Raw genomic sequence first — 14,981 nt, 5'->3', positions numbered from 1 at the left:
TGGCGCGTCGGGTCTTGGTGTTGGTCAGCCACATCCCCAAGCGGACCTCCGTCCCGTCCTCCAGGCGCTCGACGTGCTGCCGGGGGAAGGTGACCGTTTCGGTGCGGGCGCGGTACTGGCCAGGGCGGTGGTGCTCCGTTCCGAACGGAGGGAGGCCTGGCCCTGGTGGTCAGGCCTTCTTTCGGCGTGCGTAGTGGCGCTGTGCCTTCACCCGGTTCCCGCAGCCGGCCATCGAGCACCAGCGACGGGTGCCGTTCTTGGACACGTCGTAGAAGTGCAGGACGCACTCGGGGTTGCCGCACGGCCGGATCCGCTCGGGCCGTTCCGCGAGCAGCCGCAGGTAGTCCTCGGCCGCTCGCCACGCGGGCAGCCAGGAGGGGGCCCGCACGTCGACGAAGGTGTCGGGTCCGTCGAAGCGCAGCACGTGTCCCCTGCGGCCGTGCGCGAGCACGGCGTTGAGCGCCTCGACCGCGTCGGGTTCGGGATTGCGGGGGTTCACGACCGCCTTGTCGAGGGCCGTGCGCGCCTGGAGCAACCGCTCCAGGGTGTCGTGGTCCGCCGTGGCCGACAGGTCGCCGAGCGCCTGGCGCACCAGGGGGGCGGCGAGCCAGGTCGCCAGGCCGTCGAGCGAGTCCAGCAGGTCGTGGTGGCCGGCGGTGTCGATCCAACGCGTGTTGAGCAGGTCGATGCCGAGCGGCTCGTCGGTCAGAGGACGGGGGTCGGCCCCGGGAGTCGGTGGCACGGTGCGACGTCCTTCCTTCCGCGATGCGGGCGGGTTCACCTACTCACTATAACCGCTTACTCGTTGATCAACAGTTGACTCTCCTCCCTCTAACCCTTAAATTCGCTTTCAACGGTTGCAAGATGGGCTTGCGACGATCCGTGAAGGCATGTGATGCGCCATGGCTAAAGCGAAGACCCTGCAGACCGGTCACGTGGGAGTGAACGTCACCGACCTCGACCGTTCCCTCGCCTTCTACCGCGCCGTCTTCGACTTCGAGGTGGTGGCGGAGGGTAAGGAGGACGACCGCCGCTGGGCGTTCCTCGGCCGGGACAACCGGATGCTGGTGGCGCTGTGGCAGCAGAGCGCGGGCTCGTTCCCGACCGACCGGCCGGGCCTGCACCACCTGTCGTTCCAGGTGGAAACCATCGACGAGGTGAGGGCCACCGAGCAGGTGCTGCGCCAGCTGGGTGCCGAGTTCGACTACGACGGCGTCGTCCCCCACGGCGAGAACGGCACGTCCGGCGGCATCTTCTTCACCGACCCCGACGGCATCCGGCTCGAGATCTACGCGCCCACCGGGGCCGACCCGGCCGACGCCCCGACCCCCGGCGCCCCCACCTGCGGCTTCTTCTAAGAAACCTCCTCACCTGTCCGGGCGCCGGGAACCGGGACGGACCCGGCACCCGGCACTCGGACAGGCCCTCGAATGACACTCCACGCTCGGAAAGGACATGTCGTGGCCACGTATCACAGCGGCGAGATCGCGGTTCAGGAGCGCGCCGGCCTCGCCCTGCAGGCGGACTTCTCCCTTGGCGGCATCGGGGAGAGCATCCCGCCCGTGGCGAAGGACTTCCTCGCCGAGCAGCCGCTGATCGTGCTGGGCGCCACCGACCCCGAAGGCCGCCTCTGGGCGACTCAGTTGACGGGCGAGCCGGGATTTCTCAAGGTCCCCACCCCCCGCACCCTGGTGGTCGACGCCCTGCCCCTGCCGGCCGATCCACTGGCCGAGGTCCTGACCGGTGGATCGACTGCCCGGATCGGGATGATCGCCATCGAGCCGGCCACTCGTCGCCGGATGCGCATCAACGGCCGGGCCCGCCGGCAGGGCGACGGCCTGAGAGTCGACCTCGACCAGGTGATCGCCAACTGCCCCAAGTACCTCCAGAAGAGGAACCACAGCAGAATCGGACCGGGCGAGGGTGAGGCCGCAGCACCCGTCGTCACCAACGGCACCGCGCTGAGCCGGGCCCAGCGGCAGGCGGTGCGCGCGGCCGACACCTTCTTCGTCGCCACCGCCTCCGACCGCGGCGACGCGGACGCCTCCCATCGCGGCGGCAATCCCGGCTTCGTCCAGGTACTCTCTCCCACCCTGCTGCGCTGGCCCGACTACGTCGGCAACGCCATGTTCCTGACCCTGGGCAACCTGCAGCTCAACGCGTCGGCGGGCATCCTCCTCCCGGACTGGGAAACGGGCGCCACCCTCCATCTGTCCGGCACCGCGCGCACCGTGTGGGACGCCGAGGAGATCGCCAAGGTGGCCGGCGCGCAGCGCCTGGTCGAGTTCTCCGTCGAAGCCGTACGGGAGATCACCGCCGCCTCGCCACTGCGGTGGAGCAGCCCCGACTACTCGCGCTTCAACCCCGCTGTCGCCTGACGCGCGAGCGCACCGCACGCACCGACGAACATCACGGCACCCCTATGGAGCGACCATGCAGATCACCGTCGACATGAACCTGTGCGAGAGCCACGGACAGTGCGTCTTCGCGGCACCGGAGATCTTCTCCTTCGACGGCGACGACTACCTCGTGTACGAGGCGGCCCCGTCCGACGCTCTGCTCGACAAGGCGGAGAAGGCCGCGACCGTCTGCCCCGTACGCGCCATCACCGTCCTGCCGGCCGCCTCGTGACCACCGGCGACCAGCACGGACTGCTCATCGTCGGTGCCTCGCTCGCCGGACTGCGGGCCGCGCAGGCTCTGCGCGAGCGGGGTTTCACCGGCCCCGTTACTGTCGTGGGCGACGAACCGCACATGCCGTACGACCGGCCGCCGCTGTCGAAGCGTGTCCTGATCGACGCCGACTGGCCACCCGGCGTCGAACTGCCCGTACCGCAGGGGCTGGAGGCCCGCTGGCTGCTCGGTCAGGCGGCGGTGGGGCTGAACACCGCCGCGAGGACCGTCACCCTTTCGGGCAACACGCGGCTGTCCTACGACGGACTGCTCATCGCCACCGGATCGGTCGCCCGCCCCTGGCCCGCCACCCGGCTCCTGCCTGCCGGCGTTGTCACCCTGCGCAGCCGGGACGACGCGCTGGCCCTGCGAGCCGGCCTGGCCTCGGCGGAGCGGCTCGTCGTCATCGGCGCCGGCTTCCTCGGGGGTGAGATCGCCGCATCCGCGCGGGAGCGCGGACTGGACGTCGTGCTCGTCGAGACGGCGGCCCAGCCCCTCGAACGGGCCATCGGCGCCATCGCGGGCGCCTACGTCGCCGCCCTCCACCGTGAAGCCGGTATCACGGTGCGCACCGGCACCGCAGTCGAGGACTTCCTCGCCGGGTCCAACGGACACCTCGCCGGCGTCCGCCTCTCCGACGGCACCACGGTCCAGGCCGATCTGGCCGTCCTGGCGCTCGGCGGGGTACCCGCGACCGGTTGGCTGGCCGGCTCCGGCGTCGCTCATGACGGCGGCGTCCACTGCGATCCCTGTCTGCGCGTCCTGCGTGCCGACGGTTCCGTCGTGCCGGGCGTGGTGGCGGCCGGCGACGTGGCGCGCGTGCCCCAGCCGCTTGCCGACGGCGAGCCCTTGGCGCTCGGTCACTGGGCCAACGCCGTCGAGCAGGGCGCGGCCGCCGCCGAGACCCTGCTCGCCGAGCAAGGACACGGGGGGCCACCCGCGCCGTTCACGGCCGTGCCGTCCTTCTGGTCAGACCTGCACAGCGCGAGGATCCGCTCGGTGGGCCTGCCTCCGCCTCGGACGACGCGCGGATCGTGGAGTACAACCTGGCCGGCCGGCGACTGGAGGTCAGCTACCACCGTGCGGGTCGGCTGGTAGGGGCGCTGACCATCGGACGGACGGGCCGGCTCGCGCCGTACCGCCGTGCGCTGGAAGAGCGTCTAGCTTCCGAGGCGGAGGCGGAGGCGCCGGCCACCGTCTGAGAACCGGCCGCCGTCCACAGACCCGGAGCCCGCAGGATGCGTCGGCCGAGTGGCACGAGGTGGAGTCCGGGCTCAGCCAGGCCGGGGCGGTCAGCGTGCCGCTCTACCGGCAGACCGACGTCGACAACCTGCCCGCGGCTCGTCCTCAGGCCGACCGGCCTGCGCTGCGCCCCGTCGACAAGCGCCGCCGCTCACTGCTCGCCGCACTGAGGGCGAGCGGTAGATCCCACTCGTATCGACCGGCCGGGCAGGACGGCAGCCCGGCCGATTGAGAAACCATCTCCGCCCCGGTATCCGGTCCTCGTCCGCTCTTCCCGTGCTTCGCCGATCGCTACAACGGTCTTCGGGCCCGTTCTCCGTACGTCAGGTTGCACGGACGACGAAGGAGCCGGTTCAGTGTTGACCATCAACGTGGCGGTGCTGCTCGCGGTCATCGTCGTCCTGCGCCTGCGTCGCCGTACCGAGGCCCGCAGCCGGCTGGACGAGAAGCTGACGGTGGTCCTGGTCCTGGGTGCCCTGCTGGCTCCGACGGCGTTCGGGCAGTGGCTGGCCGAGGCACTCGGCGAGGTCGCCTACGGCATCTCGCAGAGCTCTAAAGTCCGCTGCATCAGGCGATGTTCGCCCTGTGGCATGACATGCTTTGACGCCGTGCTTCCATGGGACGCGTGACTGACAAAGACAGGGCTCCCGCCCGTTTCAAGGACATCGCCCTTGATGCCCGGGATCACCACGCTCTGGCCGACTGGTGGTGCACAGCGCTCGGCTATGTGCGGAAGGGACCGAGTGACGGAACGGAGCGGCCACGTGAGTGGCCGGTCCCCATCGTTGATCCGTCCGGGGCCGGGCCGTTGATCTGGTTCAATCCGGTTCCCGAGGGCAAGACGGGCAAGAACCGCATGCACCTTGACGTGTGGGGTGACCCCGCCCAGCTCGTGACGCTGGGAGCGACCGTGATCCGCAAGCGTGATCACGAGATCGACTGGCACGTTTTGGCCGACCCTGAGGGCAATGAGTTCTGCGTGTTCACTGCCGAGGAGGCTGTCGTCTGAGAGGGCGCGTGGCCGTCTTTGTTGCTTCCACGCGACGTCAGGCGACGTTGGCTCTGTCGACGACGGCGCGTAGCGTTATGCCGCGCGCCCACCTCGAGGACGCCGGCACCGACCCGGAAGTTGACCGCCGCGGTGCTGCGCAGGGCCGCTGAGCTGCTGGCCGAGGGCCCCGCCGCGAACGTCGTCACCAGCAAGGGCGCCGCAGTGACCCAGACGGTCTTCCACCTCCACGTCACGTTGTTCCCCGCGTGGAAGGCGACGGCCTGCCGCTGCCCTGGACCCCGCAGCACACCGCCCGCGCCATCGCGCAGTCAGGAGAGAGTCGATGAGCACTGTCCGCCTGGTCATGGCCCTCGAACCCATCCCCGCCGGCCTCTGTTCCTGGCCGGGCCGCCCCTCACAAACGGACCCCGGTCCCGTCCTGGCGAACCGAAGCCGCCCGACTCCTGGCCAAGCAGTGGACCGGTCGGAGCCGCTGACCGTCCTGTGTCCCGAGCCCCGCGACGGGATCCGAGCTGAGTGCTACGAGCACCAGGTCGACTGGGAGACCGAGGCCCGCGCGGTCGCCGGCGCGATCCTGTTCTGGATCCCCCGTGACGTGAAGCGGCTGCCTGGGATGACGATCAACGTCGAATTCGGCCTGGACGCTCCCAGCGGCCGCGCCGTCCTCGGCTGCCCGACCGACTGCCCCAGCTCGCAGCGCAACCGATACCGGATCCACGTGGCGGGCCGCTTCGACATTCCGGTGCGCACCACTCTGGCCGACACCGCGGCGGAGTCAAGGCCAAGGACGCGCCCTGCGCGGCCGCCCTCGTCCTGCTGTTCACCCCGGACTAGTAGAGGGAGGTCGGGCGACTCGGGCCTTCAAGGGCCTGGTGCGGTTTTGTCGATGTCGGTGAGTGCCTGGTCGAGGTCGACGGCCAGGGGGAGGTGGCCGGCGGTCTGGGTGATGTCGAAGAGGTTGTGCACCGCCGGGGTGAAGGGTCCGCAGATCGCCAGCGGCCGGTGTGCGGTGCGGTGGCGGCCTGTGGTCTGGAGCAGCAGGTTCAGCAGGGTGGAGTCAGCGAAGGCGACCCCGGACAGATCGACCACGGTGCCTCGGGTCGCCGACGCCAGTGCGTCGGCCAGGGCGAGGGACATCTCCTGCTCGTAGTCCAAGTCCAGCTCCCCGGCCAGCGCGACCACACGTACTCCGGACTGCTCGCGAACGTGCACGTCCGGATCACCGCTACTCACACAGACTCCCCATCGACAACCGAATACAGGTTCTAAATGTCGCACCAAGGCAACACTCTCACGTGGGCGCCCTCTGCGGTCTGGGCCAGGGTCTGAGCGGGGTGTGAGCTGCGGCGCACCGACTCGGGCTGCGAACTCGCTGTCCCGAGCATCCGGAGAATCACCTAGTGATCTTGGTTTTCACTCATACGAACTGCTTTGTTGCTCCGGTCGAGTGACGAGTGGGCGGCGCGGCAACCCGGCGTCCCCGACCCGTTTGCGCAATCCGAGGCAGGCAGCATATGAGCATGGCGTTCCACCCCGGCTCCGTGAGCGGAATCCCCACCGACGCCAAGGAGGTACGCCGGATGACCGATGCCGTCGTCCGCCAGGCCGGCCGGCGGCCCTCCACCACCGTCTACGACGCCGTCCTGCTGGCCCACGAGCTCTATCACCTGCTGCTCATCACCACCGACGGGGGAGGGGCGATGACGGTCGCCCTCCAGGCCGACGCCACCACCCTCGACGTCACCGTCCACCTGGACTGCACCCATGACGCGCCGGATCTGGACGACGTCACCGCCGCCGGCGCGGCTGTCTGCTGGGCGATCATCCTGCGTCTGACCGACGCCGTCACCGTCACCCGCCTGCCCACCGGCGCCCAACGCCTACGCGCCCAGATGACCCTGCAAGGGTGAACCAACCGGCGGCCCACGCCGGCCACCCCACCCGGGCAACTTCGCCCCGGTTGCGACGGCTCCCCGCATTCAGCCGACCGTGACCCCGCTCAGCGGGGCCCAGGACGTTCCGGGGCCGCCGCTTCCGTAGCAGGCGAGAGAGTGGGGGCGGCGGGGCCGCTTGGGCGCCGGGCTGCCGCATCCGTCAGCCGGCAGCAGGCGCCCGGGCGAGGCAGTGGGAGGCGAACAGGCGCAATTTCGCGGGGCGCGGCCGCCGCCGAGACCCTCCTCGCCGAACGAGGACCCGCAAGCCTGCCCAGGTAGCCGGCGCCTCGGTCAGTCGGTGACGACGGCCGCGGGAGCGGCGGAATCACGGATCCCCAGGCGCAGGTGCTCAACGTGGAACAGGGCCTGGTCGAGGAGCTCGGCGACGTGGCTGTCGTAGAGGGCGTAGACGATCGAGCGGCCGTGGCGTTCGCCGGTGACCAGGCCGAGGTTGCGCAGCAGGCGCAGCTGGTGGGAGCAGGCGGAGGCTTCCATGCCGACGGCTTCGGCGAGGTCGCTGACCGCGCAGGGGCCTTCCTGGAGGCGAGCCAGGATATGCAGGCGGGAGGGAGTCGCGAGGGCCTGGAGGGTGGCGGCGACGTCGGCGGTACCGACCGCATCGAGGCGCTCGCGCGTGGTGGCGTTCCTGGCACTGCCCGTTCCGTGGCCCATGGGGACATCATACCGATAACACCTGAAGACCTATTCAGTTGTTCCTGTATGGTCAGGGTGCTGCCCCAGTCCTCCCGTGAAGGGTTGTGTTGTCTTGTCTTCTGTCCTCGACCAGCGGCCCGGGCCGCCCGCCGCCGGTCCGCGGCCGGCGGCTGCCCGGCGCCGTACGCGGGTGCTGGCGCTGCCGGAGGCCCGCTGGGCGCTGGCCTCGCTGGTCCTGTTCCTCCTCGCGTTGCCCGTCTACCTGGCCGGCGGCCCGGTGTGGCTATGGGGGTTGCTGCTCGCCGCCACCTACATCACAGGCGGTTGGGAGCCGGGGTGGGAGGGTCTGAAGGCCCTGAAGGACAAGACCTTGGACGTGGATCTGTTGATGATCGTCGCCGCGCTCGGCGCGGCGGCTGTCGGTCAGGTCCTCGACGGGGCTCTGCTGATCGTCATCTTCGCGACCTCCGGCGCCCTGGAGGCAGTCGCGACTGCCCGCACGGCGGACTCTGTGCGCGGACTGCTCGACCTCGCGCCCACCACCGCGACCCGGCTGCTGTTCGGTGGCGATGAGGAGAGCGTGCCCGCCGACTCGCTCAGCGTCGGCGACACGATCTTGGTCCGGCCCGGTGAGCGGATCGGCGCCGACGGGCAGGTGATCGAGGGGTCCTCGGATGTCGATCAGGCCACCATCACAGGCGAGCCGATGCCGGTCGCCAAGCAGGCCGGGGACGAGGTGTTCGCCGGAACCGTCAACGGCACCGGCGCCCTGCGGGTGCGGGTCGAGCGGGACCCGTCGGACTCGGTGATCGCCCGGATCGTGAAGATGGTCGAGGGTGCCTCCCAGACCAAGGCGCCCACCCAGCTGTTTATCGAGAAGATCGAGCAGCGGTACTCGATCGGCATGGTCATCGCCACTCTGGCCGTCTTCGCTGTCCCTCTGGCCTTCGGAGACGAGCTCCAGTCCGCTCTTCTGCGGGCGATGACGTTCATGATCGTCGCTTCACCGTGCGCGGTGGTGCTGTCCACGATGCCTCCGCTGCTGTCCGCGATCGCCAACGCCGGCCGTCACGGCGTCCTGGTGAAGTCCGCCGTCGTAATGGAGCGCCTGGGCCAGGTCGACACGGTCGCCCTGGACAAGACCGGCACCCTGACCGAGGGCACTCCCCGCGTCATCGACATCCACCCCGTGCCTGCCTCAGGTCTCGACGACGACAAGCTGCTGGCGCTGGCTGCGGCGGCCGAGCACCCCAGCGAGCATCCCCTGGCCCGCGCCGTCGTCCAGGCTGCCCGCGAACGCGGCCTCACCTTGGCCGGCGCCGCCGACTTCACCTCGAAGCCCGGCGCTGGTGTCACCGCCACCGTCGACGGTCACACCGTCCAGGTCGGCTCGCCCACCCGCATCGCCGCCTCCCTCGACGTGGAGACCAGCGACTTGGCGCAGGCCCTGGAAGACCAGGGCTGCACCGCTGTCCTCGTCCTGTACGACGGCGCGCCGGCCGGGGTGCTGGGCATCTCCGACCGGCTCCGCCCGGACACCAAGGCAACCGTCGCCGCCCTGGCATCTCTGACCGGCCGCACTCCGGTCCTGCTGACCGGCGACAACGAACGCGCCGCACGGCACCTGGCCGCCCAGATCGGCATCAGCGACATCCGCGCCGGGCTACTCCCCGAGGACAAGGTCGCCGCCGTCCGCGGCTGGGAGGTCGAAGGCTGCAAGGTGCTGGTCGTCGGGGACGGCGTCAACGACGCCCCCGCTCTGGCCGCCGCCCACACCGGCATCGCAATGGGCAAGGCCGGCTCCGACCTCGCCCTGGAAACCGCCGACGCCGTCGTCGTCCGCGACGAACTCGCCACCATCCCCGCCGTCGTCGCCCTCTCGCGAACCGCCCGGCGCCTGGTCATTCAGAACTTGGTCATCGCCGCGGTCTTCATCACCGTGCTCGTGGCCTGGGACTTGATCGGCACGCTCCCGCTGCCGCTCGGTGTCGCCGGCCACGAAGGCTCCACCGTCATCGTCGGTCTCAACGGCCTGCGCCTGCTGAGCGAGCGCGCCTGGACGAACTCGCCCTTCAAGGAACCCAGGTGAGCCGCCGTACACGGCGCGAGCGCACGTCCGCCCCTTTCGAGGCGTCCGGTACCGCCCGCTGCACCGTCACCGTCTGCCGGGGATGCTGCTGCGGTACCACGGCCAAGGTGCCCCGCCTCGACCACGAAGCCCAGCTCACCGACCTGCGCGCTGCCTTGGTCGGCATCGCAGCCATCCGGCGCACCGACTGCCTCGACGTGTGTGAGCGAGCGAACGTCATCGTGGTCCAGCCCTCCACCGAAGGGCGCGTGGCCGGAGGCCGGCCGGTCTGGCTCGGCCAGGTCAATGACCCCGGCGCCGCCGCCGACATCACCGCCTGGGTCCGCGACGGCGGCCCCGGCCTGGCCGCCCCTCCAGGGATCCTCGACCTGTACGCCTTCCAGCCCTCCCGCCGTGTGCGTGCCGAGCTCCACGACGAGTAGACACCGCCCACCCACGCCAGGACCCCGTCCCACAGGCCGGGCGAACCGCGGTTGTTCAGCTCGATTCCTTATCTTGCCCGCGCACCGCGGAACCTGTCCGCCGGCGCATCGGGCAAGGAGAGAACACCGTGAGCAGCACGCCCCCACCCGCAGCCGGGCTGCCGGACGAACTCCAGCGGCGTCTGGGGGTGCCGGACGCGGTGGTCATCGGTCTGGGGTCGATGATCGGCGCCGGGATCTTCGCCGCCCTGGCCCCGGCCGCCCGCGCGGCCGGCTCCGGTCTGCTGCTCGGACTGGCCCTGGCCGCAGTGGTCGCCTACTGCAACGCCACCTCCTCCGCCCGGCTCGCCGCCCTCTATCCGGCCTCCGGCGGAACCTACGTCTACGGGCGTCAACGCCTGGGCGACTTCTGGGGCTACCTGGCCGGCTGGGCCTTCATGGTGGGAAAGACCGCCTCCTGCGCGGCCATGGCCCTGACCGTCGGCACCTACCTCTGGCCCGGCCAGGCCCATGCGGTGGCGGTCGCCGCCGTGGTGGCCCTGACCGCGGTCAACTACATGGGCGTCCAGAAGTCCGCCCTGCTCACCCGCGTCATCGTGGCCGTCGTCCTCGCGATCCTCACCGCCATCGTCATCGCCTCCCTAGCCTCGGACGCCGTGGACACGGCTCACCTGGACGTCGGAACGGACGCGACGGCGGGCGGGGTGCTCCAGGCGGCCGCACTGCTGTTCTTCGCGTTCGCCGGCTACGCCCGCATCGCCACCCTCGGCGAAGAGGTCCGCGACCCGGCCCGCACCATCCCACGCGCCATCCCGATCGCCCTGGGCATCACCCTCGCCGTCTACGCCCTCGTCGCGATCTCCGTCCTGCTCGTTCTGGGCCCGCACGGCCTGGCCATCGCCGGGGCTCCGCTGACGGAGGCCGCGCGCGCCGCCGGCGCCGACTGGCTCCTCCCCGTCGTACACGTCGGCGCAGCCGTCGCCGCCCTCGGCTCCCTGCTCGCCCTCATCCTCGGCGTCTCCCGCACCATCCTGGCCATGGCCCGCGACCACCACCTGCCCCACGCCCTGGCCGCCGTGCACCCGAAGTTCAAGGTCCCCCACCGCGCCGAGCTCCTCGTCGGCGCCACCGTCGCCATCGCGGCCGCCACCACGGACATTCGCGGAGCGATCGGGTTCTCCTCCTTCGGCGTTCTGGCCTACTACGCCATCGCCAACGCTTCCGCCTGGACCCTGACCCCGGCCGAAGGCAGCCCGGCCCCGATCATCCCTGCCGTCGGTCTGGCCGGCTGCCTCGTCCTGGCCTTCGCCCTTCCGCTGCCCTCCGTGATCACTGGCACTGCTGTCCTGCTGGTCGGCGCCGCGGCCTACGGCATCCGTCGCGTCGGCGCTCGCCGGCCATAACACCCACACCACCGCGCTGGGCTGCGCTGAACAGACACCGAACCTGCCCGCGACACCAATTCCACAGGTGCCCGCAGGGCGGGTTCGTCGTTCCTCGGGTGCCGGAATCCACGAACCCGCACGTTTCGCGGAGGCCGGCCCGGAAGCGGCCGGTGCGCGGGTCCTCCCACGGCCGCGCCTTGGTCGCCTGCCTGGTCGTCCTCCCTCCCGGCCAGGCTGGCGGCGGGCGTGGCCGCCCAGTCGCAGGGAGGGGCGCCGGGCGCGCCATGTCGAGGGGTGGCCGAGGCGGCTTCGGCCGATCAACTGTCCACCGCACCCCGACCCGCGCCGCTGCTCCGACGGCCACCGCCGTCGTGCGCGGCCGGAGTCACGCCCGCCCCCCCAACGCTCGACCGTCCCACCCGCAGGCGCCCGTGACCACAACGCCCGCACACCTGGCCGTACGCGCGTCGGTCGCGGTCTAGCGGCCCGCGTCCGCACTGAGCCCCGCCTGGTCACCGTCGACGGACCCGGCCGCGCGCCTGCGGCCTGGCGCCGCCGCCTCTCGCCGCCTGGCCACCGCGCTGCACTTCGGGGCTCCGGCTGCTCGGTCTCTGCACCGGTGCGATGCCGTACCGGGCAATTCCCGCCTGGCCGCCACGCCTGCTGCTGTCGCGTCCGGCCGTGGCCGTCGCGCCCCCGGTAGCGCGCTCCGGCGCGCTCCGGCGTCCAGCCGCCCGCCGCCGCACTCCGTACCCCTCGGCCCGTCCGCCGCCTGGCCGCCGTCGTGCCCCTGGCCGCCGCATCGACACCGCACTCTCCGCCGGCTGGGCCGCCCACGGTCGCGCCCGCCGCCGCACCTCGCCCGCTGCGCCCCCGCCCGCCCGCTGGCCTCAAGCGCCCACCGCCGCTGTTCCTGGTGAGGCCGCCAGCCCGCCCGAAGCCATCACCCGGTGGGGAAAACGACGGGCAGGCTTGAGGACCCGGCCCATGGCCCCCTTCTTGCCCGTGTTGGGGCTGCGTGCGCCATGATGGGTGGTGGCCCGAGAACCGCTTCATCCTTCGAACATTGCGGGGCCACGAGTAGAAGGACCCCTTGATGGACCTCGATATCACCGCTGAGCAGCACGACCTGCTGACTTTGTGCGCGCTGCGCGCTGGCGATGCCAGCCTCGACTGGAGCTTGCTCGCCCGCAGCGCCCACAGCCCTGAGAGTCTGGCCGCGCTCATGGACGGACAGATCCTCGAGGACTCGCGTGCGGCGACGAAGAACCGCCCCCTGCTGCAGCAGGCTCTGGCCGCCGGCCTCGATGACGCCCGGGCCCGCATCGACGACGAGATCGCCGCCGCCGACAAGGCCGGCGCGCGTCTGGTCACGGTCTTGGACGCCGACTATCCGGCGAACCTGAGGGTGATCGGCAACCTGCCACCGTTCCTCTTCTACCGCGGAGAGCTCGACCCGCGTGACGCCCGCTCCATCGCCGTCGTCGGTACACGCCAGGCATCGAAGGACGGACTGCGCCGAGCAGCGCGGATGGCCCGCGAGCTCGTCGACCATGACGTCGTGATCGCCAGCGGTCTTGCCAAGGGCATCGACGCCGCCGCCCACGAGGCCACGCTCAACGCCGACGGCCGGACATTCGCCGTCATGGGAACCGGCATCGCCGCCCCGATCTACCCAGCCGAAAACCGCCCGCTCGCCAAAACGATCCTCGCCTCCGGCGGAGCCCTGTTGAGCCAGTTCTGGCCCACCAGCCCGCCCGCGAAGTACACCTTCCCCCGCCGCAACATCGTCACTTCCGGCGCCACCTTGGGCAGCGTCGTCATCGAGGCCTCCAACACCTCGGGCGCCAAGATGCAGGCCCGCCTGGCCGCCGAGCACGGAAAGCTCGTCTTCCTGATCCGCTCCCTGGCCGACACCCAGCCCTGGGCCAAGAAGATGCTGGACGAGGACCGGGCGATCCTGGTCACCGCCTCCGGCGACATCACCGACCGCCTCGGACGCGCTGCGGACATCCAGGCCGCCGGCCGGCAGCGCCAGCAGCTCGCCCTGGCCGGCCTGTGACGGCAAGCCTCCCGGACCCGGCAGGTTTCCCCGACTGCCCGGTGTGCGCCTACCGCATCACTGGCACCGCTCGCCTGTGCTCCCAGTGTGCCGGCCGCACCCTGTGGCCCGTAGCCGAGCCCCACTGCCCGGTCTGCTCCCAGGCGGGCGCACCAGGCAGAGCGTGCAGCAACCGGGTGTGCGGGCTGCCGGAAGCCGAGCGGGGGTTCTCCCGCGTCGACGCGGTGGCCATGTACTCCGGAGCCCTACGCGACAAGATCCACAAGCTGAAATACGAGGGGAGAGCGGGCTGGGCGATGATCTTCGGGCGGCTCCTCGTCGGCTGGATGGACAGCCACCCCGAGGCGATGCGCGGCGTCGACTACATCGTCGGAAACCCCACGCACACGGGCTGACAGCCCCTGCAGCACATCGAGGCGATCATGGACGCCGCCTACACGGAGGATGTGGCCCGAGCCTTCCCGCTCAGCCCGCCAGGCGGCCACCGGCTGGTGAAGCACACCGAGACCCCTCGCTCCGCGAACCAGAACCTGGACAACAAAGGCGCGGCCGCGGCCGCGCACGCCGCCGCACTGATCTGGACCGGAGACACCAGCGACATCAAAGGGGCGACCGTCCTGCTGGTCGACGACGTCTTCACCAGCGGGTCACAGCTCCAGCACGTCGCACGCCGGCTCCGAGCAACCGGCGCAGCCGACGTCCGGGGACTCGTTCTCGCCAGAGTCCCCTGGAGCGGATGACCTCACCGTCGTGAACGGACTGTTGGCAGCAGCCGAGCGCCACCATGGCGAGCAAGAGGTTCACCACGTCGCCACCGTTCTCGCCGCCTGGTCAGGCCAACACGCGCGCATCTGGCCGACACGACCCACTCACTTCGATCGGCATCGGCAGGTGTCGCAGCCGCCTTCGACCAGCGACCCGCCGCACCCGCGCGCCATGTCCTCGCCCGGTCGTTCCGTCTCCGGCGGCGCGCGGTCGCCGGAGACGGAACGGCGCCGCGCCTCTGACCGGCCGGCGGGCCCCGGCCTCACGGCCGAGGTTCGCCAACCTCATCCCGGGCTCGACGTCGTCCCTGCACACGAGCGCAAGAAGAACTCGCGCCACTGGCCGATCACGTGAAGGCCATCGATCCTGAGCGCCGCTTCAGCGTCCGGGACCTGACCGAGCCGACCGGCCGCACCCCGCGCCGCGTCGACATCTAGGCCACCGGCGGCCACCTCGGCACACGCGAGCTGCTGCCGAACTGCCCCAGGCAGCTGCGGGGCCGTGAGGCGTCGTCGAGGACGGCCGTGCCCGAGGTCACCTTGGGCGCCGCCAGGGAGACGCAGGGACCCGAACTGGCAGGAGGGGTTGCAGTCCTGTCGGGCGTCGGGCGGCGGCATGCAGCTGTGCGTGCTGCCGCCAGCGTCCGGGGTCGCGGCCTTGGCCACCGTCCGCGCCGAGCTGGCCCGCGCCGACACCAAGGCCTCGTCCCCGAAGAGGTGAAACGCTGGAAGGGGCCACGCGGAG

The 14,981-nt window shown here is 71.2% G+C and carries 16 protein-coding genes and 1 pseudogene; 14 read left to right on the top strand and 3 right to left on the bottom strand.

The annotated features are described in order from the left end of the window. Positions 1–169 precede the first annotated feature (169 nt). A complete protein-coding gene (locus C6N75_RS02340) occupies positions 170–742 on the bottom strand; it encodes a CGNR zinc finger domain-containing protein (protein ID WP_105867150.1) in 573 nt (190 codons plus the stop codon). A 160-nt stretch (positions 743–902) separates the two neighbouring features. Between C6N75_RS02340 and C6N75_RS02335 the strand changes: the two genes are divergently transcribed. From C6N75_RS02335 to C6N75_RS02310, 7 genes and pseudogenes are all read left to right on the top strand, one after another. After that, positions 903–1,358, top strand: a complete 456-nt coding sequence (locus C6N75_RS02335) for a VOC family protein (RefSeq protein ID WP_105867149.1) — start codon at positions 903–905, stop codon at positions 1,356–1,358. Positions 1,359–1,460: 102 nt separating this feature from the next. Beyond that, positions 1,461–2,378: a pyridoxamine 5'-phosphate oxidase family protein gene (locus C6N75_RS02330; RefSeq protein WP_105867148.1), complete on the top strand. Its 918-nt coding sequence runs from the start codon at positions 1,461–1,463 to the stop codon at positions 2,376–2,378. A 55-nt stretch (positions 2,379–2,433) separates the two neighbouring features. Continuing rightward, entirely contained in the window at positions 2,434–2,631 is a 198-nt protein-coding gene (locus C6N75_RS02325) for a ferredoxin (RefSeq protein ID WP_105867147.1), read from the top strand. Next, positions 2,628–3,770: an NAD(P)/FAD-dependent oxidoreductase gene (locus C6N75_RS02320; RefSeq protein ID WP_258177177.1), complete on the top strand. Its 1,143-nt coding sequence runs from the start codon at positions 2,628–2,630 to the stop codon at positions 3,768–3,770. The genes C6N75_RS02325 and C6N75_RS02320 overlap by 4 nt, the downstream gene beginning before the upstream one ends. 163 nt (positions 3,771–3,933) lie before the next feature. Continuing rightward, entirely contained in the window at positions 3,934–4,146 is a 213-nt protein-coding gene (locus tag C6N75_RS30030) for a hypothetical protein (protein ID WP_146132461.1), read from the top strand. 124 nt (positions 4,147–4,270) lie between these two features. Then, a pseudogene (locus C6N75_RS02315) lies at positions 4,271–4,471 on the top strand (hypothetical protein); the annotation flags it as partial. 68 nt (positions 4,472–4,539) lie between these two features. After that, positions 4,540–4,923, top strand: a complete 384-nt coding sequence (locus C6N75_RS02310; RefSeq protein WP_258177176.1) for a VOC family protein — start codon at positions 4,540–4,542, stop codon at positions 4,921–4,923. A gap of 864 nt (positions 4,924–5,787) precedes the next feature. Here the strand turns inward: C6N75_RS02310 and C6N75_RS02295 are convergent. Then, positions 5,788–6,159 carry an STAS domain-containing protein gene (locus C6N75_RS02295; protein WP_258177175.1) on the bottom strand — a complete coding sequence of 124 codons (372 nt, stop codon included), beginning with the start codon at positions 6,157–6,159 and terminating at the stop codon, positions 5,788–5,790. A gap of 287 nt (positions 6,160–6,446) precedes the next feature. On the opposite strand from C6N75_RS02295, the gene C6N75_RS02290 reads away from it, so the two are divergent. After that, positions 6,447–6,836 carry a hypothetical protein gene (locus tag C6N75_RS02290; RefSeq protein ID WP_105867145.1) on the top strand — a complete coding sequence of 130 codons (390 nt, stop codon included), beginning with the start codon at positions 6,447–6,449 and terminating at the stop codon, positions 6,834–6,836. A gap of 315 nt (positions 6,837–7,151) precedes the next feature. Here the strand turns inward: C6N75_RS02290 and C6N75_RS02285 are convergent, their stop codons facing one another. Continuing rightward, positions 7,152–7,532, bottom strand: a complete 381-nt coding sequence (locus C6N75_RS02285) for an ArsR/SmtB family transcription factor (RefSeq protein WP_105867144.1) — start codon at positions 7,530–7,532, stop codon at positions 7,152–7,154. 94 nt (positions 7,533–7,626) lie between these two features. Between C6N75_RS02285 and C6N75_RS02280 the strand changes: the two genes are divergently transcribed. The 6 genes from C6N75_RS02280 to C6N75_RS02255 all read left to right on the top strand — a co-directional run bounded on the left by C6N75_RS02280 (position 7,627) and on the right by C6N75_RS02255 (position 14,212). Beyond that, positions 7,627–9,603, top strand: a complete 1,977-nt coding sequence (locus C6N75_RS02280; protein ID WP_105867143.1) for a heavy metal translocating P-type ATPase — start codon at positions 7,627–7,629, stop codon at positions 9,601–9,603. Beyond that, positions 9,600–10,025 carry a hypothetical protein gene (locus C6N75_RS02275; protein WP_105867142.1) on the top strand — a complete coding sequence of 142 codons (426 nt, stop codon included), beginning with the start codon at positions 9,600–9,602 and terminating at the stop codon, positions 10,023–10,025. Before C6N75_RS02280 ends, C6N75_RS02275 begins: the two co-directional genes overlap by 4 nt. 128 nt (positions 10,026–10,153) lie before the next feature. After that, positions 10,154–11,428, top strand: coding sequence for an APC family permease (locus C6N75_RS02270; RefSeq protein ID WP_258177174.1), 1,275 nt, complete (start codon positions 10,154–10,156; stop codon positions 11,426–11,428). Positions 11,429–12,506: 1,078 nt separating this feature from the next. Further along, a complete protein-coding gene (locus C6N75_RS02265; protein ID WP_105867140.1) occupies positions 12,507–13,472 on the top strand; it encodes a DNA-processing protein DprA in 966 nt (321 codons plus the stop codon). A gap of 230 nt (positions 13,473–13,702) precedes the next feature. After that, positions 13,703–13,867, top strand: coding sequence for a hypothetical protein (locus C6N75_RS30390; protein WP_181160296.1), 165 nt, complete (start codon positions 13,703–13,705; stop codon positions 13,865–13,867). Positions 13,868–13,894: 27 nt separating this feature from the next. After that, positions 13,895–14,212, top strand: a complete 318-nt coding sequence (locus C6N75_RS02255) for a ComF family protein (protein WP_105867138.1) — start codon at positions 13,895–13,897, stop codon at positions 14,210–14,212. Positions 14,213–14,981: the final 769 nt, after the last annotated feature.

This window comes from Streptomyces solincola (genome assembly GCF_002982015.1).
Lineage (GTDB): Bacteria > Actinomycetota > Actinomycetes > Streptomycetales > Streptomycetaceae > Streptomyces > Streptomyces solincola.
Note: the sequence above shows the minus strand (reverse complement) of the source record. Positions and strands in the feature narration are given on the sequence as shown.

What these genes read in the sequence shown, in the direction of transcription:
- C6N75_RS02335 (WP_105867149.1), top strand. Translation starts at nt 903, where the DNA reads ATGGCTAAAGCGAAGACCCTGCAGACCGGTCACGTGGGAGTGAACGTC.
- C6N75_RS02290 (WP_105867145.1), top strand. Translation starts at nt 6,447, where the DNA reads ATGGCGTTCCACCCCGGCTCCGTGAGCGGAATCCCCACCGACGCCAAG.
- C6N75_RS02325 (WP_105867147.1), top strand. Translation starts at nt 2,434, where the DNA reads ATGCAGATCACCGTCGACATGAACCTGTGCGAGAGCCACGGACAGTGC.
- C6N75_RS02285 (WP_105867144.1), bottom strand. Translation starts at nt 7,532, where the DNA reads ATGGGCCACGGAACGGGCAGTGCCAGGAACGCCACCACGCGCGAGCGC.
- C6N75_RS30390 (WP_181160296.1), top strand. Translation starts at nt 13,703, where the DNA reads ATGTACTCCGGAGCCCTACGCGACAAGATCCACAAGCTGAAATACGAG.
- C6N75_RS02265 (WP_105867140.1), top strand. Translation starts at nt 12,507, where the DNA reads ATGGACCTCGATATCACCGCTGAGCAGCACGACCTGCTGACTTTGTGC.
- C6N75_RS02255 (WP_105867138.1), top strand. Translation starts at nt 13,895, where the DNA reads ATGGACGCCGCCTACACGGAGGATGTGGCCCGAGCCTTCCCGCTCAGC.